The sequence below is a fragment of the Bacteroides finegoldii DSM 17565 genome (assembly GCF_000156195.1).
GTDB classification, from domain to species: domain Bacteria; phylum Bacteroidota; class Bacteroidia; order Bacteroidales; family Bacteroidaceae; genus Bacteroides; species Bacteroides finegoldii.
Genome location: NZ_GG688323.1, coordinates 173,330 through 194,907, shown reverse-complemented (window position 1 = coordinate 194,907; position 21,578 = coordinate 173,330). Strand labels below are relative to the sequence as shown.

The following is a 21,578-nucleotide window of genomic DNA, read 5'->3' as shown; positions in this document are numbered from 1 at the left end:
AATGGATATGAATTTAATATTAGCGAGCATTGGGGTATTCCTTGTGGTTATTCTCTTGCTTGTGGTTATCCTGTTGGTTGCCAAGAACTTCCTGGTGCCTTCAGGTGACGTGAAACTGACAATTAATGGCGAAAAGGAACTGGAGGTGGCTTCCGGCTCTACTTTGCTGAATACGCTGTCTGTGAATGGTATATTCCTGTCATCCGCTTGTGGTGGTAAGGGGTCTTGCGGACAGTGCAAATGCCAGGTGCTCGAAGGTGGTGGAGAGATCCTTCCTTCGGAAATTCCTCATTTCAGCCGCAAACAGCAACAAGATCATTGGCGTCTGGGCTGCCAGGTGAAAGTGAAAGGGGATATGTCTATCAAGATTGATGAGTCTATACTTGGCGTAAAAGAGTGGGAGTGCGAGGTTATCTCCAACAAGAACGTAGCTACATTTATCAAAGAGTTTATCGTTGCTTTGCCTAAGGGCGAACACATGGACTTTATTCCGGGTTCTTACGCGCAGATCAAGATTCCTAAATTCTCAATGGACTATGACAAGGATATTGATAAGAGTCTGATCGGTGACGAATACTTGCCTGCATGGGAGAAATTCGGCCTGATGGGATTGAAATGTAGAAATGACGAAGAGACGATTCGTGCCTATTCTATGGCGAACTATCCTGCCGAAGGTGACCGTATCATGTTGACAGTACGTATCGCTACTCCTCCGTTCAAACCGAAAGATCAGGGACCTGGATTTATGGATGTGATGCCGGGTATCGCTTCTTCTTATATCTTTACCCTGAAACCGGGTGACAAGGTAATCATGAGTGGTCCTTACGGAGACTTCCACCCGATCTTCAATTCCGACAAGGAAATGATGTGGATCGGTGGTGGTGCCGGTATGGCTCCGTTGCGTGCGCAAATCATGCACTTGACGAAGACGTTGCATACTACCAACCGCAAGATGTCTTACTTCTATGGTGCCCGTGCCTTGAACGAAGTGTTCTACTTGGAAGACTTCCTGCAAATCGAAAAGGATTTCCCGAACTTCTCATTCCATCTGGCACTTGACCGTCCGGATCCTGCTGCCGACGCCGCAGGTGTGAAGTATACCCCGGGATTCGTTCATAATGTGATTTATGAAACTTACTTGAAGAATCACGAAGCTCCTGAAGATATTGAATACTATATGTGTGGTCCTGGCCCGATGTCGAAAGCCGTTGAGAAAATGCTCGACGATCTCGGTGTTCCGGCACAGAACTTGATGTTCGATAACTTCGGAGGATAGTATCTGAGAAGTGTCAAACCGGTCGGTAGGACGATCGGCGGATAATATAAGACAGAGCGGGAAATCTGAAAAAGCCGATGTGCTTCTCAGATTTCCCGCTTCTTTTTGCTATCTTTGTCGCCATGTTAGAGAAAAATGAAATTATACAGTCAGCCCTTCACAACCTGAAGATTGAAGAGTTGAATCCGATGCAGGAAGCGTCACTGGAACAGGCTACCGGAAGGAAAGACGTTATCTTGTTGTCGCCGACCGGGTCGGGAAAGACACTTGCCTATTTGTTGCCTTTATTGCTCACGCTGAAACCTGGCAATGACAATGTACAGGTTTTGATTCTGGTTCCTTCACGTGAGCTGGCTCTGCAAATTGATAGTGTATTTAAGGCAATGGGAACTGCTTGGAAGACCTGTTGTTGCTATGGCGGACATCCTATCGCGGAAGAAAAGAAGAGTATATCAGGCAATCATCCCGCTATTATTATTGGTACTCCGGGACGTATTACCGACCATCTATCTAAAGGAAATTTCAATCCCGAAACGATTGAAACTTTGATCATCGATGAATTTGATAAATCATTAGAATTCGGTTTCCATGATGAGATGGCAGAGATTATCACGCAACTGCCCGGACTGAAAAAGCGGATGTTGCTTTCTGCAACCGACGCAGAAGAGATCCCGGAATTTACAGGGCTGAACCGTACAGTCAGACTGAACTTCTTGCCGGATGCTGCCGACGAACAGGAGTCCCGTTTGAAATTGATGAAAGTATTTTCTCCGGCAAAAGATAAAGTTGATACTTTATACAATCTGCTTTGCACATTGGGAAGCAGTTCGAGCATTGTTTTCTGCAATCATCGGGATGCGGTGGATCGTGTGCAAAAACTGCTGGCGGATAAGAAACTGTTTGCCGAACGTTTTCATGGCGGTATGGAACAGCCGGATCGTGAGCGGGCATTATATAAGTTCCGTAACGGCAGTTGCCACGTGTTGATATCTACCGACTTGGCTGCCCGTGGACTGGATATTCCGGAGATTGAGCACATCATCCACTATCACTTGCCCGTGAATGAGGAAGCCTTTACGCATCGGAACGGGCGTACGGCACGTTGGGACGCTACCGGAACTTCTTATTTGATTCTTCATGCCGAGGAGAAACTCCCTGCCTATATCCCGGAAGATATGGAAACCGTCGCATTGCCTGAAAATCCACCCCGTCCGCCCAAATCTGTTTGGAGTACTATATATATAGGTAAGGGCAAGAAGGAAAAACTAAGCAAAATGGACATTGCCGGATTCTTGTATAAGAAAGGTAATCTGACTCGTGAAGATGTAGGAGCGATAGATGTGAAAGAGCATTATGCTTTTGTCGCTGTCCGGCGTGCAAAGGTCAAACAACTCCTGAATCTGATTCAAGGCGAGAAGATAAAAGGTATGAAAACCATTATTGAGGAGGCAAAGTAGGATAGGTTGACATCTACGGATAACAATATGGTGTATATATCCTGTATAAACCAATAAAAAGAAAGGAAAATCTGCTTTAAAACAGTATTTTTATAAGGAAAGATTTGTGCGGCGGAAATAAATTCGTAAATTCGCAAGGTCAAAAGACAAAAGTAACGAAATTGTTAAACCAAAAACAAACTTCAAATGAAAAAGCATAATTTCAATGCAGGACCTTCCATTCTTCCGCGTGAGGTGATAGAGGATACAGCGAAGGCTATTTTAGATTTCAACGGCTCTGGTCTCTCTTTGATGGAAATCAGCCACCGCGCCAAAGACTTCCAACCTGTGGTTGACGAAGCAGAGGCATTATTCAAGGAATTACTTAATATCCCCGAAGGCTATTCGGTACTGTTCCTGGGTGGAGGTGCTAGTATGGAGTTCTGCATGGTTCCTTATAACTTCCTGGAAAAAAAGGCTGCTTATCTGAACACAGGTGTATGGGCTAAAAAAGCGATGAAAGAAGCTAAAGGATTTGGTGAAGTTGTAGAAGTTGCTTCCTCTGCTGAAGCTACATATACTTATATCCCCAAAGACTATACAATCCCGGCAGATGCAGATTATTTCCACATTACTACTAACAACACCATTTACGGTACGGAATTAAAGAAAGATCTTGATTCTCCGGTTCCTATGGTTGCCGATATGTCTTCTGACATTTTCTCACGTCCGATCGACGTTTCCAAATATATCTGTATTTATGGTGGTGCACAGAAGAACCTGGCTCCTGCCGGTGTGACATTCGTAATTGTGAAGAATGACGCTGTGGGAAAAGTTTCCCGCTACATCCCGACAATGTTGAATTATCAGACTCACATTGATGGCGGTTCTATGTTCAATACTCCTCCTGTTGTGCCTATCTACGCTGCATTGCTGACTTTGCGCTGGATCAAAGCACAGGGTGGTGTGAAAGAAATGGAACGTCGTGCTATCGAAAAAGCTGATATGTTGTATGCAGAAATCGACCGTAACAAAATGTTCGTGGGTACTGCCGCTAAGGAAGACCGTTCACGCATGAATATCTGTTTCGTAATGGCTCCCGAATACAAAGACCTCGAAGCCGACTTCTTGAAGTTTGCTACTGAAAAAGGTATGGTAGGTATCAAGGGACACCGTTCGGTAGGTGGTTTCCGAGCATCTTGCTATAACGCTATGCCGAAAGAAAGCGTGCAGGCATTGATCGATTGTATGCAGGAATTTGAGAAACTTCATTAATATATTATTTTCACCACAGATTACACGGATTGGCACAGATTTCTAAGGTTCTATAATCTGTGGAAATCTGCGTAATCTGTGGTGAGCCTTTATAAATAGAATCAGAATATGAAAGTACTTGTAGCTACTGAGAAACCGTTTGCTAAAGTGGCAGTAGACGGTATTCGTAAAGAAATAGAAGCAGCCGGATACGAGCTTGCTTTACTTGAGAAATATACAGATAAAGCCCAGTTGCTGGATGCAGTGAAAGATGCGAATGCCATTATTATCCGTAGTGATATCATTGACGCGGAAGTGCTTGATGCCGCTAAAGAACTGAAGATTGTAGTTCGTGCCGGTGCTGGCTACGATAACGTGGATTTGGCCGCTGCCACTGCCCACAATGTATGTGTGATGAACACTCCGGGACAGAACTCGAATGCTGTTGCCGAACTGGCTTTGGGTATGATGGTATATGCTGTCCGCAACTTCTACAACGGTACTTCCGGTACAGAATTGATGGGTAAGAAACTGGGTATTCACGCTTATGGAAACGTAGGCCGTAACGTAGCCCGCATTGCCAAAGGTTTTGGAATGGAAGTGTATGCTTACGATGCATTCTGCCCGAAAGAAGTAATCGAGAAAGACGGTGTGAAAGCGCTGGATTCTGCAGAAGAACTCTATAAGACTTGCCAAGTAGTGTCATTGCATATCCCTGCAACTGCCGAAACGAAGAATTCTATCAATTATGCTCTGTTGAAGGACATGCCGAAAGGTGCGATGTTGGTCAATACAGCCCGTAAGGAAGTTATCAATGAGGCTGAGCTGATTAAATTGATGGAGGAACGTGCCGACTTCAAATATATCACAGATATTATGCCTGCCGCTAATGCGGAATTTGCAGAGAAGTTTGCCGGACGTTATTTCTCTACTCCGAAGAAGATGGGAGCGCAGACGGCCGAAGCCAATATCAATGCCGGTATTGCTGCCGCTAAACAGATTGTAGGCTTCTTGAAGGACGGTTGCGAAAAATTCCGTGTGAATAAATAATATTTCATAGAAATAAATAGTATATTTGAGCCACAGATTTTAAATAAGTCTGTGGCTTTTATTTTTTACATCTAAAATACTAATATCATGGCAATAATTAAACCTTTTAAGGGCATTCGTCCTCCGCAAGACCTGGTAGAGCAGGTCGCTTCACGTCCTTACGACGTATTGAACTCCGAAGAGGCCCGCGTAGAAGCGGAAGGTAACGAAAAGTCTCTTTATCATATCATTAAACCGGAGATTGATTTCCCGGTAGGTACAGACGAGCATGATGAGCGTGTGTATGCCAAAGCTGCAGAAAATTTCCAACTGTTTCAGGATAAAGGCTGGTTGGTGCAGGATGGCAAGGAAAACTATTATATTTACGCCCAGACCATGAACGGGAAAACCCAATACGGATTGGTAGTCGGCGCATACGTTCCCGATTATATGAATGGGGTGATTAAAAAGCATGAACTTACCCGCCGTGACAAAGAGGAAGACCGTATGAAGCACGTTCGTGTGAATAATGCCAACATCGAGCCTGTTTTCTTCGCTTATCCTGATGATGACAAGTTGGATGCAATCATCAAGAAGTATACGGCAGAAAAACCTGTCTACGACTTCATCGCTCCGGGTGATGGCTTCGGTCATACTTTCTGGATTGTTGACCGGGAGGAAGACATTGCCCTCATTACCGAAGAATTTGCTAAAATGCCGGCTCTTTATATTGCCGACGGTCATCATCGTTCTGCCGCCGCCGCATTGGTCGGTGCAGAAAAGGCGAAACAGAATCCTAACCATCGTGGCAACGAAGAGTACAACTACTTTATGGCTGTCTGTTTCCCTGCCAACCAACTGACCATTATCGATTACAATCGTGTAGTGAAAGATCTTAACGGGTTGACTCCCGGACAATTCCTTGATGCGTTAGGCAAAAACTTTATCGTAGAAGAAAAAGGGACAGATATCTACAAGCCTTCCGGTTTGCATAATTTCTCTCTTTATCTGGATAGCAAATGGTACAGCTTGACAGCTAAAGCAGGCACATATAATGACAATGATCCTATCGGTGTGCTGGACGTTACTATCTCTTCCAATTTGATTTTAGATGAGATTTTGGGAATCAAGGATTTACGCTCGGATAAACGCATCGACTTTGTGGGGGGTATCCGTGGTTTGGGAGAGCTCAAGAAGCGTGTGGATAGCGGTGAAATGAAAGTGGCTTTGGCTCTCTATCCCGTATCCATGAAACAGTTGATGGACATTGCCGATACTGGTAATATCATGCCGCCGAAAACCACTTGGTTTGAACCCAAACTCCGTTCGGGACTTGTGATTCATAAGTTGGATTAATAACCGTCATCTTATAACAAGAGCTGATATCTTATAAAATTGAGCGGTCGATCTGTTGCAATCATACGGTTAATTGCGTCAGATCGACCGCTTGTTTCGATGAAAAAGAGCGGTTGTTTATAGCGAAACGACTGCTCCTTTGTGCCACATCAACCGTATATTTGTGGCAAACGTATCATTTAATATTTCCAAACGACAGATGGTATTTTCCGTGTAAAGCCGTATCTTTGCAACATGACTGCTGAAGATACTTATAAAACCATCTCCGAACCCTCTGAAGGTATTTATACGGAAAAGCGAAGCAAGTTTATCGCTATCGCTCTTCCTGTGCGTAGCCTTGATGAAATAAAGGCGCATCTTGAAACGTATCAGAAGAAATACTATGATGCGCGCCATGTGTGTTATGCCTATATGCTCGGAGCAGCACGCAAGGATTTTCGGGCCAATGATAACGGAGAGCCTTCGGGCACTGCAGGAAAACCGATTCTCGGACAAATCAATTCGAACGAGTTGACAGATATATTGATCATTGTAGTCCGTTATTTCGGTGGAATCAAGTTGGGCACAAGCGGATTGATTGTAGCTTACAAGGCTGCTGCTGCCGAAGCCATTGCTGCCGCTACAATCATAGAAAAAACGGTGGACGAGGAAGTGACTGTTATGTTTGAGTATCCTTTTATGAATGATATAATGCGTATCGTGAAGGAAGAAGAACCGGAAATACTCAATCAGTCGTATGATATGGATTGCAGTATGACATTGCGCATTCGTCGTTCGATGATGGCGAAACTGCGTGCTCGGCTGGAAAAGGTAGAAACGGCTCGGATTTTGGATGAAGAAGAAAATCATTGAATGGAAAAGTGCCAGTTAATATACTGAAAGTAGAATAGGAGAGAAAGAGAAATTGAACCGGATGAGAAAGAAATACTACATGATATCGAGATTACTTTTGGTTTTTCTTGTGTGGAACGGTGTACAAGCCTGTGCACAGGAAGCTCAAAAGTTCGCTCCCAACAACATTCCTGTTCCTTGGTATTCGCAGAAAATAGCGGGATACCCTTATTCGCATTGTTCTCTGGCTTCCTCGTTAATGGTCTTTGATTATTTTAAAGGGATGACGGCTGATACGCAACGCACAGCTCAGGATGCAGAACAGAAACTGATTGAATATCAGCGGAATTACTTTCTGAAAAAGCGTGCTCCTTTCCGTCGTCGCACTTCGATAGGGCAAGGAGGATACTATTCTTTTGAAATTGATTCTTTGGCACGCTATTATGAAAACATGATAAGTGCCGAACATTTCCAGCAGAAAGATTATCGGATATTGAAAGATTATATCGATCGTGGTATACCTGTGCTTGTGAATGTGAGATATACAGGTGCGGTTCGTGGTTTGCGTCCCGGTCCGAGAGGACATTGGATGGTACTTCGCGGTATTGATGACAAATATGTGTGGGTGAATGATCCCGGACGTTCACCGGAGATGCGGAGCAAAGGGGAAAACATCTGTTATCCTATTAAGAAACAGCCGGGCAATCCTTCTTATTTTGATGGTTGCTGGACGGGACGATTTATCGTAGTCACTCCCGGAGAATGGATACGGAACTCCCTGTTTGCACAAGTCGGCAAGCTCCCTCCGTTGGAAGAGGTGACTCATATCCTTCCTCCGGTTGTGCCGTCTGCAATTTTGCCGCAGGTTATCAATCAGTAGGAGTTGCTTATAGCCTATATATAATAAGGAAGATAGCAGTCGCAGAGATAGGATAAAATTAGATTAAGATAAAAACAGTTGTAGCAAAATAAAGAAAAAATATATGGCATTCGAAGCAACTAAAAAAGAATGGTGTGAACTTTATACTTTCTTCCGTTTGTTGGCGGACGGGAGAGTAGCGTTAGGCACGGCGGAAGCAAAGGCAGGAGATATATTCTGGCCTGTTGCAATGATTCAGAGGGAAGAGCACGACGGGACACGTCGGTATTATATTGAGGAAGAGACGATTCGCATAGAAGGGGAAACAGGAGTTAAAACTATGTCTCGTGAAGATTTCGGTATCGTAGCGGACTTGATACTGAAAGCGGTTAAATCCTCTTCGGAAAACGATGTGACCTCTCCGGATGGAGTAGAGGAGTTTCTGGATGAAGCGGCTATCTTCGACTTGGAGGCAAAAACGGAGGATCGCACCGATTTCTCTATTGCATTCTGGCATTCGGAAGCGCCTTTGAGAGGATTTAATGTCCGTTCGCGGTTGAGTGCCATGAATCCATTGTTGGATGGAGGGCGTGCGGCGAATCTTAAGCTGGAGCAGACCGGGATTAAATTTGCTACTCCGACAGTAAACAAGATCAATGCTTTGCCGGAGAGCCCTAATGAAGTTGCCGAGCGTATGATGATGATCGAACGTTTGGGAGGAGTACTTAAATATTCGGATGTGGCCGACCGTGTATTTCGTAGCAATCTTTTGATGATTGATTTGCATTTCCCGCGTGTACTGACAGAGATGGTTCGTATTATGCACCTTGACGGCATATCGCGTGTGAGTGAGTTGACGGAGATTATCAAACAAATGAATCCGCTGAAGATCAAGGATGAGCTGATAAACAAGCATAAGTTCTATGAATTTAAAATAAAGCAATTTCTGATGGCACTGGCATTGGGAATGCGTCCTGCAAAGATTTATACCGGGCTGGATTCGGCAGTGGAAGGTATTCTGCTGGTAGATGGTAATGGAGATGTGCTTTGCTACCATAAATCCGAGAAACAAGTGATGGAAGATTTCTTGTTTCTGAATACTCGCTTCGAAAAAGGATCTTTGGAGAAGGATAAATACGGATTTTTGGAGAGGGAGAATGGGGTCTATTATTTCAAACTAAACGCAAAGATCGGATTGGTCAAACGGTAGGAAAAAGTACAAAGTATTGAGACTGTCAAACTAATAATGATGATATACTTATATAAAACACTTGTCGCCCATGAAAACAAATGAAGTTTTAGAAAACATCAAGGCGCGCCGTAGCGTGCGTGCTTATACGGAGCAACAAGTTCCGGAAGAAGATTTGCGGACAATCCTGGAGGCTGCAACGTATGCTCCGAGTGGAATGCATTTGGAAACATGGCATTTCACTGCTATCCAGAATGTCAGTAAACTGGCAGAACTAAATGAACGCATAAAAGGAGCTTTTGCTAAAAGTGATGATGTCCGTTTGCAGGAACGTGCCCGCAATAAGGCTTATTGCTGTTACTATCATGCCCCGACTTTGGTAATCGTTTCGAACGAACCTACTCAATGGTGGGCGGGTATGGATTGCGCTTGTGCAATAGAGAATATGTTTTTGGCTGCACAGTCTTTAGGTATCGGCTCTTGTTGGATCAATCAGTTAGGTACGACTTGTGATGATCCCGGAGTACGTGAATTTATCACTGCATTGGGAGTACCGGTTAGTCATAAAGTATATGGCTGTGTTGCGTTAGGATATGGCGATCCGAAGATTCCAATGAAAGAGAAGAAGGTAAAAGCGGATACTGTAACTATTGTTAAGTAGAAATCATACTTTCAGATTTACACTTGGACTTATCTTCTATGTCACAAAGCATAAGCCTTGGGGAAATCAATGTTTCTCCAAGGCTTCAGTTTGTTTGCCCCCTTGGCTTATAGAAATAAGCCCACACCTCAAGGAATGTGAGCCCCGGGCTTACTCAAAGGTATCATAGCGAGTGGGTAGCAACTTACGGTCTCCCAATGTGTTGTCTACACGTGCTACATTTGCCCAGAATTTATTATCGCGTACACTCTCTATCGGATAAGCTGCCTTCTCACGTGTGTAGGAATGTTCCCAACGGTCATTCACAACCTCGTATTCCGGATGCGGCGCGTTAGCCAATACATTATCGTTCTTGTCCGCTTCGCCATTCTTCACTTCCTGAATCTCTTTCCAGATATTCAGCATGACAGCTACGAAGTTATCCAATTCCGCCAAACTCTCGCTTTCCGTAGGTTCAATCATCAATGTGCCGTGAACAGGGAATGAGAGGGTAGGGGCATGATAACCGTAGTCCATCAAACGCTTGGCGATGTCATTTTCGGAGATACCGGTCTCTTCGTACACTTTGCGGCATTCCAGAATCATCTCATGACCAACAAAACCATTTGCTCCACGATAGACAATGCCGTATGTATCTTTCAGACAGGCAGCCAGATAGTTGGCGTTCAAGATCGCTATTTTTGTAGCTTGGGTGAGTCCTTCCGTACCCATCATCCGGATATATCCGTATGTAATGGGGAGAATACCCGCACTACCGAACGGAGCGGACGATACCTGATTCTGTGTATTGCCGAAGATACCGTGTCCGGGCAGGAAAGGAACCAGATGTTCCGCTACACAGATAGGACCTACTCCCGGACCTCCGCCACCGTGTGGTGAGGCGAATGTCTTATGAAGATTCAAGTGGCAGACATCCGCGCCGATGAATCCCGGATTAGTCAATCCCACTTGCGCGTTCATATTGGCTCCATCCATATATACTTGCGCTCCGCAAGCATGGATAATGTCGCAGATCTCTTTTATTTCCGTTTCAAATATACCGTGGGTGGAGGGATAAGTGATCATCAGCGCAGCCAATTCCTCCTTGTTCTCTTCGGCTTTGGTACGTAAGTCATCCATCTTCACATTTCCGTGCTCGTCGCACGCGCAGGTGATTGTTGTAAATCCCGCCTGGATAGCCGATGCAGGATTCGTTCCATGAGCCGATGCGGGTATCAATATCTTGTTCCGGTGTCCTTGACCTATACTTTCCAGATAGGCACGAATAACGCGAAGGCCCGTATATTCTCCCGCAGCCCCCGAATTCGGTTGTAGGCTGACACCGGCGAAGCCGGTAATAATCTTCAAGTCGTCACTCAAATTCCTTATAAGTTCACGATACCCTTCCGCCTGGTCTTCCGGAACTAACGGATGCATTCCCATAAACTCGGAACGGCTTAAAGGCAACATTTCTGCGGCTGCATTCAGCTTCATGGTGCATGATCCGAGAGAGATCATGGATTGCGCCAATGAGATATCCTTTCGATCCAAGCGTTTGATATAACGCATCATTTCCGTTTCCGTATGATATTTTCTGAACACTTCATGGGTAAGGAAAGGAGTCGTACGTTTCAAGGCTTTGCTGATCGTATTTCTTTCCGGGATGTCGTCTACCTTCTGATAGTCCTTTCCGGAGGCAATGGCGAAAATGGAAAGCAGCACATTAACGGCTGCAATGTCCGTTGTTTCGTCAATACTGAAACCTACGTCTCCGTTCTCGTAATACCTCAGATTAACTTCCTTGCTAAGAGCAATCGTGCGAATCTGTTGTGCGGAAACGTGTTCGGGCAATTCAAAACGCAGTGTGTCGAAATATTGTGCATTTACTTGCGTGTAACCGAATTTCTTCAGTTGCTTGTCGAGAAACACTGTGATACTGTGGATGCGGGAGGCAATGGTCGAAATTCCTTCCTGTCCGTGGTAGACTGCATAGAAGCCTGCCATTGTGGCCAACAGAGCCTGTGCCGTGCATATATTTGAGGTCGCTTTTTCACGTTTGATGTGCTGTTCGCGAGTCTGCAATGCCATCCGGTAACAGAGTTTTCCATATTTATCTTTAGACCATCCGATGATTCGTCCCGGCATATTCCGCTTATACTCATCCCGTGTGGCGAAGTAGGCTGCAGACGGACCGCCATAGAACATGGGCGTACCTAAACGTTGCGTTGTTCCAAACACGATGTCCGCTCCCCATTCTCCCGGAGGAGTCAGCAGGGCAAGGCTCAGAATATCGGCAGCAACAGCCACTTTGCATTCTGCCGTATGCGCTTTCTCTGTGAATGCGGCATAGTCTTCCACATTTCCGTTGGAATTGGGATATTGCAAGAGGCAGGCGAATATTTCCGGTGAAGGTTCGAACTCTTTATATTTGCCGACACGCAGTTCGATACCTTGAGGAACGGCACGTGTTGTCATAACAGCCAATGTCTGCGGGAAAATATTTTCGTCCACAAAGACTACATTGGCGCCGGACTTTTGCTGTGCGCGTGAGCGGAGGGCATACATCATACTTACGGCTTCGGCAGCGGCAGTACCTTCGTCGAGCAATGAGCAGTTGGCTAGCGGCATGGCGGTGAGGTCACATACGGCAGTCTGAAAGTTCATCAATGCTTCCAGACGTCCCTGTGATACTTCCGTCTGATAAGGAGTATAAGAGGTGTACCACACCGGATTCTCGAATACATTCCGTTGAATGACGGCAGGAGTAATCGTATTATACCAACCCAATCCAATATAGGTCGTATAAAGTTTGTTTTTACCAGCCAATGTGGCTATGTGTTTTCCAAATTCGTATTCCGTCAACGGACTAGTCAATGCAAGCGGTTCTTTCAGCCGGATATTGGCAGGAATTGTTTTGTCAATAAGTTCGTCTAATGATTCTACACCAATCTTGCGAAGCATTACGGCTGTGTCTTGTTCATTGATGCCGATGTGACGGCTAGCTAACAAATCGGTTTTCATAATTTGTGGGGGATTATATTTTATCTAAAAAAAGGGTTTTCTGCTTTTTCCATTCCGATGGTCGTAGGAGCACCGTGTCCCGGATATACGACGGTTTCGTTAGGGAGTACGAACAGACGGCTGCAAATGTGCTCTATCAGTTCGTCGAAGTTACCTCCTGTAAGGTCTGCACGTCCGATACTGCCTTGAAACAGGACATCACCGGAAAACATACAGTGCTCTTCTTTGCAATAGTACACCAGACTGCCGGGAGAATGGCCGGGCACATGGATTGCTTCCAGTTGGGTATGTCCGAAGGTGATAATATCTCCATCATGCAAGTATTTGCCCAATGGCACAGGGGCTTCCTGCAACTGAAAACCAAACATCCTACTTTGCTTCGGTGCTTCGTCGATCCAATATTCATCCGCTTTGTTTGCTTCTGCCGACAGACCGAACTCTTTGAGCATGAACGGGTTTCCGAAAATGTGATCCAAGTGTAGATGAGTATTCAGCAGATGTTTCACGTTCAGTTCATTTGATAGAATGTAATTTTTTTAGTACCTGCTTTTCTTCTTCGTAAAAGCAGCCCGGATCGATAACAACCGCTTCCTTTGTTTCATCCCATAAAACATAACAGTTTACGGGAAACATATTAAACTCAAATCTCTTTATTTTCATGGTTCTCTATGATTTATCTTATATATCAAGCATATAGTTTCTAAATCGGAACATATACCACTTTTTTGGTTTCAAAGAACTCTTCCTTAAAATTGTCACTTAGGTTGTGAATGACCGTCTTATGTTTGAAAGGCATTGTTTCGTGTTCCAGCTCACCGCCTTTAAGGCAGATCAATCCGTTTGGCAACGCATTCTGCTGTTTGGAAGAAATGTTTTTCTTGATGATCTTTATCAGATCCGCCAGAGGCATGACTGCACGGCTGACAACGAAATCGAACATTCTCTTCTCTTCTTCGGCACGGGCATGGCGGAAAGTGACATTTTTCAATCCGATGGCATTTGCCACTTCAGTGGCTACGCGCACTTTCTTACCGATACTGTCAACCAGATGAAATTGGGTTTCCGGAAATAATATTGCTAAAGGAATGCCCGGAAAACCTCCGCCCGTACCTAAATCCATAACACTGGTGCCGGGACGGAATTGAATTACTTTTGCAATGCCTAACGAATGGAGCACATGATGTTCATATAAATTCTCGATATCCTTACGGGAGATAACGTTGATTTTTGAGTTCCAGTCGATGTAGAGGTCATATAGAGCTGCAAATTGTTTACGCTGCTCTTCTGTCAGATCAGGAAAATATTTCAGTATGATTTCCACTGCTGTTTCGTTTTTTATGAAGTTTAATCTTTTAGTTCTCCCAGAATCGGGTTACTGCCTAATAAATGCTCCATCATCGGGAACGGCACGGTCACTTTCACAGGACCCATAGCGTATGGAGTGATATCGTAGACATTGTAATAGAAAGTTACCCCTTCTTTGCTTAAATAGAAATTTTCGGTTGGAGTGATGTCTCCGGTAGAAGCATAGCCCATGTCTTCCAATGCTTCGTGAGTCGTCACTTTATTATCAGCCATGAGCTGGTTCCATATTAAGTCGGTCAGCGCATCTTTATATTCTCCTACGAAGATGTCATCGAGACGGAGCGGACGCATCAGTGTGAGGTCCATATTCAGATAGGTAGTCATGTAAATGCCGTGTGCGCCTCCGGTATATTCGTTATAGTCGATGCGATATACAAGCAAGTCCTTTTCATATAGTTGTACATGGCTTTCTATACCTTTATAATATGAATACCAGGCACCGATGGAGGATTCGTCCTCTTTGTCTTTTTCGTCTTCGGCATACATCGGTTCCAGATCACGGCGATATTCGTTGACATAATTCTCTGTATATTGCTTTATAACCTCCTCCGGCTTTTCTCCGATATACTTGTCGCCGAAACAAGCGGATATGAAATAGGCATTCAGACTGTCTTTCAGCATATCATCCGTTGACTTGTCGGAATAGGTGAAATTGATGATGATGTTACATGCCGGTTTGGCTGTATCATTAAAGAGGTGTACCGTCTCATTTACCCGGATACTATCGAACTGTAACGCACCAGTGTTTTTGTTCATCTTGTCATGACAAGAAAAGAAAAAGCCGCTTACTGAAAGTATAATAGCAAGCAAACTGACATATTGTTTTTTCATACTCGTTTTTTCTATAAATTCTACATTTGTTCTATCATTCACTATTGACAAATATAGATGAAATTCATGAATCGGACGAATAAAAACAGAAAAATATTCAGGTATTCGCTCTTTCGGTAAGCTGCTTTTCTTGTAGAGTGCGGGAATTAGGCTTAGTGGTTGCAGACTTTACTTATGTCTACTGTAAACCCATTTTCTACCGGCATGAATTTTCCTTTCTTCTTCAGAAATTCGATGAGGGTATCCACATCCATATCTTCTGCCGAACAGGCATAGAAATGCTGTTGTTTACCGAATTTTTGAATGATTGCTTCCCGTAATGATGCTTCCGAGTAGCTATTGCCTTCCATCATTTTTTCTGCAAAGATAAGGCAGAGATTGCCCGGAGGTTGTAACATATGTGACAATGTTATATTAATATTCATTGAAAATTGAAAATAACCATTTCGCCATGTGTCCCTATTCTGAAGGGTGGTCCCCATAGAGACAATCCGGAAGATACATATATATGTGTGTTTCCCCATTGGCGATAACCGTGGCTTTGCATATATAATCAGTCACCCAATTGATAGGCCATGTTTGTCCGTGGTGTGTATGCCCTCTGAATTGCAAGTCGATGTCGGCAGCTTCCGTTTCTTTCAGGGTAAAAGGTTGATGATCCAATAATATACCGGTACACGGGGCAAAAGGATATATCGGAATACGTTTTAATTTAGCTAGGAATAGTGAGTAAAAACAGGAAATAGCGAACAAAGAAACTTGAAAAAGAAAAAAAGAAAGGTAATCAAAAGACTGATAAGAAGTAATTGAACAAATACCTGTGTTAGCTTGTTTCTATTAATAAACAATGGTTCTTTCCCGACTCCTTTTAAGGAGTCGGGAAAGGCGTAAACTATAATTATATGGGTAACACAATAAAGAAGGCATTTCCTGTGCTTAATATGCACTGTGCAGGATGTGCTAATAATGTAGAAAAAACAGTGAAAAAAATGCCGGGAGTTATCGAGGCTTCCGTTAATTTTGCTACCAATACGTTGACTGTTTCTTATGAGAAGGATCAACTGACTCCCGGAGAAATCCGTGCGGCTGTGCTTGCGGCAGGTTATGACCTGATTGTGGAAGAAGCCCACAGGGAGGAACGCCGGGAAGAGGAGCAGCATAAGCGGTACACTCGTTTGACGTGGAAAGTGGTTGGGGCTTGGATTTTGATAGTACCGTTGCTGGTGTTTTCCATGATACTGATGCATGTACCATACTCTAATGAGATTCAGATGGTACTTGCTATCCCTGTCATGGTCTTTTTCGGAGGTGGTTTCTTTACCGGGGCTTGGAAACAGGCTAAACTGGGACGGAGCAATATGGATACACTGGTTGCACTTAGTACTTCCATTGCTTTTCTGTTCAGTCTGTTCAATACGTTCTTCCCCGAATTTTGGTATGCTCGTGGATTGGAACCGCACGTCTATTATGAGGCTTCTGCAGTGATTATCGCTTTCGTTCTTACCGGAAAATTGATGGAGGAGCGTGCTAAAGGCAATACCTCGACTGCTATTCGCAAGTTGATGGGAATGCAGCCTAAAGTTGCCCGGGTTCTGCGCAATGGAGCGGAAGAGGAGATTCTGATCGAGAACCTCCAGATAGGTGATATGGTTGTTGTACGCCCGGGAGAACAGATACCGGTGGACGGTCAGCTTTCCGAAGGCGATTCGTATGTTGACGAAAGTATGATTAGTGGTGAACCGGTTCCGGTAGAAAAGAAGAAAGGCGATAAAGTCTTGGCAGGAACGATCAACCAGCGTGGCTCGTTCATCATATATGCCACACAGGTAGGTAGTGAAACGGTGCTTGCCCGCATCATTTCCATGGTGCAGGAAGCACAGGGCAGCAAAGCTCCCGTACAACGTATTGTCGACCGCATTACCGGAATTTTCGTACCTGTCGTATTGGGGATTGCTATCCTGACATTTGTTTTATGGGTTGCCATCGGTGGCAGTGAATATATCTCTTATGGTATTCTGTCGGCTGTTTCTGTCCTTGTCATTGCTTGTCCGTGTGCTTTGGGACTTGCTACGCCTACTGCATTGATGGTGGGAATAGGCAAAGCTGCCAGCCAGCATATTCTGATTAAAGACGCGGTAGCTTTGGAACAAATGCGTAAAGTGGATGTCGTTGTACTGGATAAAACCGGGACATTGACCGAAGGACACCCTACTGCTACCGGATGGTTATGGGCACAATCGCAGGAACCTTATTTCAAAGATGTGCTTTTAGCTGCGGAAATGAGATCGGAACATCCGCTTGCCGGTGCTATCGTGTCTGCTCTTCAAAACGAGGAGAAGGTAAAACCCGCTGCATTGGACAGCTTCGAGAGTATTACGGGAAAAGGAATCAAGGTCTCTTATGAGGGAGATACCTATTGGGTAGGTAGTCATAAACTCCTAAAAGATTTCAGTGCGACAGTAAATGATGTGATGGCTGAAATGCTGGTTCGCTATGAATCGGATGGCAATGGTATCATCTACTTTGGACGTGAAAATGAATTATTGGCTATCATTGCTGTTTCTGACCCGATAAAGGCTACTTCTGCCGAAGCGGTAAAAGAACTGAAACGTCAAGGTATTGACATCTGTATGTTGACGGGTGACGGGCAACGGACGGCATTAGCTGTTTCTTCCCGTTTAGGGATTGAACGTTTTGTCGCTGACGCTCTGCCGGACGATAAGGCCGAGTTTGTGCGTGAGCTTCAAATGCAGGGAAAGAAAGTCGCTATGGTAGGAGATGGTGTCAACGATTCGCAGGCTTTGGCACTGGCTGACGTGAGCATTGCCATGGGGAAAGGAACTGATATTGCTATGGACGTAGCTATGGTAACTTTGATGACATCGGATTTATTGCTGCTTCCTAAAGCTTTTCAGTTGTCAAAGCAGACAGTTAAACTGATTCATCAGAATCTTTTCTGGGCGTTTATTTATAATCTGATCGGCATTCCTATTGCTGCCGGTATCTTGTTTCCATTGAACGGTTTGTTATTGAATCCGATGTTGGCAAGTGCTGCAATGGCCTTCTCCAGTGTGAGCGTAGTGCTCAATTCATTGAGCTTGGGAAGAAAATGAGTAAGCGACTGTAAAAAGAAAACAAACTGTAAGTAAATAATAAACGGTGAATACTTTGCGGATTATGCGCAACTTGTTCACCGTTCGTTTTTTTGGGGTCGTTATTTATAATTTTATCCTCTATCGCTCTTCACAGGAATTATCTGTTCCTGAATTCCAATGGTGTCATTCCTGCGTACCGTCTAAAATACTTACCAAAGAATGAGGCACTGGGGAAATTTAGAGAATAAGCTATCTCTTGAATAGTCATATTAGTTCCTTTCAGTTTCGCTTTGGCGTCCATGACCACAATATACGCAATGGTATCCAACACACTTTTGCCTGTCACTTGTTTTACGGTTGTACTTAGATGTTGAAGCGATATTCCTAGTTTATCTGCGTAGAATTGTGCACGACGTTCATCTCTATAATTCTCGGTGATGGCTTGAATCAATTCCCGGCAAATTTCCTTTTTACGGTTCGAACTATTGTTTTCACCCGGAAATTTACGATATATCAACCGTATGCTTGTCAAGATAGTCTGAAGAGATAATTCAACCAATTCAGAATCCATTTCAAAGTTCTCATTACAACTGACACGCGATAATAGAGCAAAATAGTCTTTCAGATAGCTGGCTACTTCTTCATTGAGAGGGATTACCGGCTGTTCTATCAGTTTTGGATATTCATTACCGATGTTTTTCATCAGATTGATTCGTTCGGCACAATAGGCGGAGAAACCGGCAAAGCAGAGGCATACTTTTTCTGTTTTCTCCCGAAATTGGATGATTGTTCCCGGTAACAATGTTATCAGGTCATTAGGACGAATTTCATAATCAAGCAGATTGATGGAGGCTTTCATCGAGCCTTCGGTGCAGATGGCAACAATACATGCCTGCAACCGACACGATTGCTTATAAATATTGAGAATGTCTTCCGTAACATTCGTCCATGCTAATACTTCGGTAGGCAAGTCTACCTGTGGGAAGTCCATTTTCATAGTTGTGTTTGTTATATTTACAGTGCAAAAGTACATATTTTCTTTTTATTTCTTACCTTTGTTTTTATGAAAACAACTTTTATCGATTGGAATTTAATACCGTATGCCGAAGCATGGCAACGGCAGGCGGAGTGGTTTGACGGTGTAGTTCGGGCAAAAGCCCAGAGTGAAGTCTATGAGAACCTCATTATTATGTGTGAGCATCCGCACGTTTATACATTGGGGCGCAGTGGAAAAGAAAATAATATGTTGCTGAGTGATGAGCAGCTGAAGGCGATTGGCGCTACTCTTTATCATATAGATCGGGGAGGGGACATCACTTATCATGGTCCCGGACAGTTGGTGTGTTATCCGATATTGAATTTGGATGAATTTGCATTAGGACTAAAGGAATATGTTCATTTGTTGGAAGAAGCGGTGATACGTGTATGTGCTTCTTATGACATTGAAGCGGGGAGGTTGGAGAAAGCTACAGGCGTATGGTTGGAAGGTGATACCCCTCGTGCCCGTAAGATTTGTGCGATAGGAGTAAGGAGCAGTCATTATGTTACAATGCACGGGTTGGCATTGAATGTAAATACGGATTTACGGTATTTCAGTTATATTCACCCTTGCGGGTTTATTGATAAAGGCGTCACTTCTCTTCGTCAGGAATTGAAACGTGAGATACCTATGGACGAAGTGAAGCAGCGCCTTGAAAATGAATTTAGAAAACTACTCCGAATCCCAGTTGCCAAGTTTGGTGCATAAGGCAATCCTTATCGGCCAGTGCATAAGAGAAATCGACGCGCATTGGCCAGAAATTAATTCCACAACCCAGCGCACCATAGTTACCTATTCCTTTATCATTGTCTCCGAAATGATATCCTGCGCGGACTACTCCATATTTCAGGAAGTTATATTCGGCTCCTATTCCTGCTTGCAAATGCCGGATTTCGGAAGGAAGAAGATAGTTGAAGTCAAGTGCTACTTGCAAACGATTCTCCACGCTGAATGGAAGGTCGACACTACCTCCCAATCCCAATCGTGCAGGCAATTTCTGACCATCCAGCTTTTTGCCCAAGTTGGCGGCTTGGAAACCGATAGACCAAGAAGCCATTCCATCCAGAAGATCCGTATTCCGATAATAGGTGGCACCAAAGTCAAGAGCAACACTGCTCTTGCTATCTGCTTCCTTTGCTACTTTTTCTTGCAGATATCTGAATGTCAATGACAGTGATAAGTTCTTGGCTACATTCCTGAAGTAGGCAGCTTCCAAATCCCATATACGGGGACGGTAATCCATTATTTTAGGATCCTTGAAGTGGCGGAATCCCAAAGCAAATCCATGAATACCTTCTCTTCCGATCCGATAGAAAAGAGATGCGCTGTGCAGCGCACAGTCCTTGTTGATATCAGCGTATGAATAACTAGCGCCCATTGCTTCCTGTGAGAAAGCGATTGTAGAGGCGTTATGAAAGATAGCTGTGCTACCGTTATCGGTGATAGCTAATCCTGTACCTGCCATACCTGCCGATTGGGCATCCGGAGTAAGTTCCAGAAAGTTGGCATTTGCCATTTCTTGTGCTCCCAGCAAAGCGGGGAATAAGCACGAGGCTAGAAGGAAATGTTTAACTCGTTTCATAATTCGTTATTTTTTTAGTGAGACATTCGGACAACACGTATACCTGTCCACGATTTATTATTGTTAAGCATATGATTGAGGGGCTTATCACTGACAACTACTTTTCCCAGTGTAGAGGAAGCATGTAGCAGATGCAGTTTCCCTTTTATATATTGCGCTATCCCAACGTGAGCAATGTCCAGCCCGGGAAGTTTCGTTGTGATGGCGATAATATCTCCGTCCATAATCCAGGATAATCCATTTTCCGGTAATTCGCTTTTCGGCAGCCAATGTACGATTTTCCCGGATAATGCTTTCTCGTATTCGGTCATTCGGGTTACGTTTTCCGGAGAATTGGCTAGCTTTTTATATAGTTTTGGGTGAGCGGACATATAAGAGAGGCTTAATTGAAGAGTTTGTACGCTGTTCTCTGCCGTCACATCCGTAAGGAATCCTTGACGGATACCATTCTCGATCCAATCGGAGGTGTAATGCAAACGGGAAGGATATCCGTCGATAATTCCATCTCTGTAGCGTATCTTTTGCAGGTTCTCAGTAAAAGAAGATCCGAGAGCTTGCGCCAGTGTGTATTCTACAAAAGTGAGGCAATCCACTGCATCGGTCCGGATAACCAGCTCTTCTTCTCCATCCCGGTCTAGCGTATTGGCCACATATTGGGTTCCCAAATAAGACTTTCCGATTTGCAGCATCGTTCGAGAGTCCTGCGGAGTAAGCTCCGCAGGCTGTTGTTGGGCAAAAGTCATTGCACTTATAAACGATACTATGACGGATAAAA

18 protein-coding genes and 2 pseudogenes are annotated in these 21,578 nt (G+C 44.2%); 11 read left to right on the top strand and 9 right to left on the bottom strand.

From position 1 onward, the window contains the following. Position 1 precedes the first annotated feature (1 nt). From nqrF to BACFIN_RS10080, 9 genes are all read left to right on the top strand, one after another. The gene (gene nqrF / locus BACFIN_RS10040; protein ID WP_007753209.1) at positions 2–1,276 is read left to right on the top strand and encodes an NADH:ubiquinone reductase (Na(+)-transporting) subunit F; all 1,275 of its coding nucleotides are present in this window, start codon (positions 2–4) and stop codon (positions 1,274–1,276) included. A 122-nt stretch (positions 1,277–1,398) separates the two neighbouring features. Beyond that, positions 1,399–2,733: a DEAD/DEAH box helicase gene (locus BACFIN_RS10045; protein ID WP_032839586.1), complete on the top strand. Its 1,335-nt coding sequence runs from the start codon at positions 1,399–1,401 to the stop codon at positions 2,731–2,733. Between the two features lie 186 nt (positions 2,734–2,919). Further along, entirely contained in the window at positions 2,920–3,987 is a 1,068-nt protein-coding gene (gene serC / locus BACFIN_RS10050; protein ID WP_007753195.1) for a 3-phosphoserine/phosphohydroxythreonine transaminase, read from the top strand. Positions 3,988–4,095: 108 nt separating this feature from the next. Further along, positions 4,096–5,016: an NAD(P)-dependent oxidoreductase gene (locus tag BACFIN_RS10055; RefSeq protein ID WP_007753186.1), complete on the top strand. Its 921-nt coding sequence runs from the start codon at positions 4,096–4,098 to the stop codon at positions 5,014–5,016. 87 nt (positions 5,017–5,103) lie between these two features. Next, positions 5,104–6,351: a DUF1015 domain-containing protein gene (locus BACFIN_RS10060; RefSeq protein WP_007753185.1), complete on the top strand. Its 1,248-nt coding sequence runs from the start codon at positions 5,104–5,106 to the stop codon at positions 6,349–6,351. Positions 6,352–6,585: 234 nt separating this feature from the next. After that, positions 6,586–7,203 carry an IMPACT family protein gene (locus BACFIN_RS10065; RefSeq protein WP_007753183.1) on the top strand — a complete coding sequence of 206 codons (618 nt, stop codon included), beginning with the start codon at positions 6,586–6,588 and terminating at the stop codon, positions 7,201–7,203. 79 nt (positions 7,204–7,282) lie between these two features. Continuing rightward, positions 7,283–8,062, top strand: a complete 780-nt coding sequence (locus tag BACFIN_RS10070; protein WP_374728455.1) for a C39 family peptidase — start codon at positions 7,283–7,285, stop codon at positions 8,060–8,062. A gap of 103 nt (positions 8,063–8,165) precedes the next feature. Then, positions 8,166–9,251: an HpaII family restriction endonuclease gene (locus tag BACFIN_RS10075; protein ID WP_007753179.1), complete on the top strand. Its 1,086-nt coding sequence runs from the start codon at positions 8,166–8,168 to the stop codon at positions 9,249–9,251. Positions 9,252–9,321: 70 nt separating this feature from the next. Beyond that, positions 9,322–9,891, top strand: a complete 570-nt coding sequence (locus tag BACFIN_RS10080) for a nitroreductase family protein (RefSeq protein WP_007753177.1) — start codon at positions 9,322–9,324, stop codon at positions 9,889–9,891. A 150-nt stretch (positions 9,892–10,041) separates the two neighbouring features. Here BACFIN_RS10080 and gcvP read toward each other — a convergent pair whose 3' ends face one another. The 6 genes and pseudogenes from gcvP to BACFIN_RS21750 all read right to left on the bottom strand — a co-directional run. Further along, positions 10,042–12,891 carry an aminomethyl-transferring glycine dehydrogenase gene (gene gcvP, locus BACFIN_RS10085; RefSeq protein ID WP_007753175.1) on the bottom strand — a complete coding sequence of 950 codons (2,850 nt, stop codon included), beginning with the start codon at positions 12,889–12,891 and terminating at the stop codon, positions 10,042–10,044. A 20-nt stretch (positions 12,892–12,911) separates the two neighbouring features. After that, positions 12,912–13,551: pseudogene (locus tag BACFIN_RS20770) on the bottom strand (MBL fold metallo-hydrolase). A 40-nt stretch (positions 13,552–13,591) separates the two neighbouring features. Next, a complete protein-coding gene (rsmG, locus tag BACFIN_RS10090) occupies positions 13,592–14,212 on the bottom strand; it encodes a 16S rRNA (guanine(527)-N(7))-methyltransferase RsmG (RefSeq protein WP_007753169.1) in 621 nt (206 codons plus the stop codon). Positions 14,213–14,235: 23 nt separating this feature from the next. Then, positions 14,236–15,087 (bottom strand): DUF3298 and DUF4163 domain-containing protein, encoded by an 852-nt coding sequence (locus BACFIN_RS10095; protein ID WP_022276441.1) that lies wholly within the window; start codon positions 15,085–15,087, stop codon positions 14,236–14,238. Between the two features lie 152 nt (positions 15,088–15,239). Continuing rightward, positions 15,240–15,485, bottom strand: a complete 246-nt coding sequence (locus BACFIN_RS0219860; protein WP_230325585.1) for a YecH family metal-binding protein — start codon at positions 15,483–15,485, stop codon at positions 15,240–15,242. A gap of 23 nt (positions 15,486–15,508) precedes the next feature. After that, positions 15,509–15,756: pseudogene (locus tag BACFIN_RS21750) on the bottom strand (metallophosphoesterase); the annotation flags it as partial. A 233-nt stretch (positions 15,757–15,989) separates the two neighbouring features. On the opposite strand from BACFIN_RS21750, the gene BACFIN_RS10100 reads away from it, so the two are divergent. After that, the gene (locus tag BACFIN_RS10100) at positions 15,990–18,200 is read left to right on the top strand and encodes a heavy metal translocating P-type ATPase (protein ID WP_007753160.1); all 2,211 of its coding nucleotides are present in this window, start codon (positions 15,990–15,992) and stop codon (positions 18,198–18,200) included. 139 nt (positions 18,201–18,339) lie between these two features. Here the strand turns inward: BACFIN_RS10100 and BACFIN_RS10105 are convergent, their stop codons facing one another. Beyond that, positions 18,340–19,179, bottom strand: coding sequence for a helix-turn-helix domain-containing protein (locus tag BACFIN_RS10105; protein WP_007753157.1), 840 nt, complete (start codon positions 19,177–19,179; stop codon positions 18,340–18,342). 66 nt (positions 19,180–19,245) lie between these two features. On the opposite strand from BACFIN_RS10105, the gene lipB reads away from it, so the two are divergent. Continuing rightward, positions 19,246–19,929 carry a lipoyl(octanoyl) transferase LipB gene (gene lipB, locus BACFIN_RS10110; RefSeq protein WP_007753155.1) on the top strand — a complete coding sequence of 228 codons (684 nt, stop codon included), beginning with the start codon at positions 19,246–19,248 and terminating at the stop codon, positions 19,927–19,929. Here the strand turns inward: lipB and BACFIN_RS10115 are convergent. Further along, entirely contained in the window at positions 19,886–20,803 is a 918-nt protein-coding gene (locus BACFIN_RS10115) for a PorV/PorQ family protein (RefSeq protein ID WP_007753153.1), read from the bottom strand. The two genes, lipB and BACFIN_RS10115, sit on opposite strands and share 44 nt — an antisense overlap. Positions 20,804–20,817: 14 nt before the next feature. Beyond that, a complete protein-coding gene (locus BACFIN_RS10120) occupies positions 20,818–21,546 on the bottom strand; it encodes an N-acetylmuramoyl-L-alanine amidase-like domain-containing protein (protein ID WP_007753152.1) in 729 nt (242 codons plus the stop codon). Positions 21,547–21,578 lie beyond the last annotated feature (32 nt).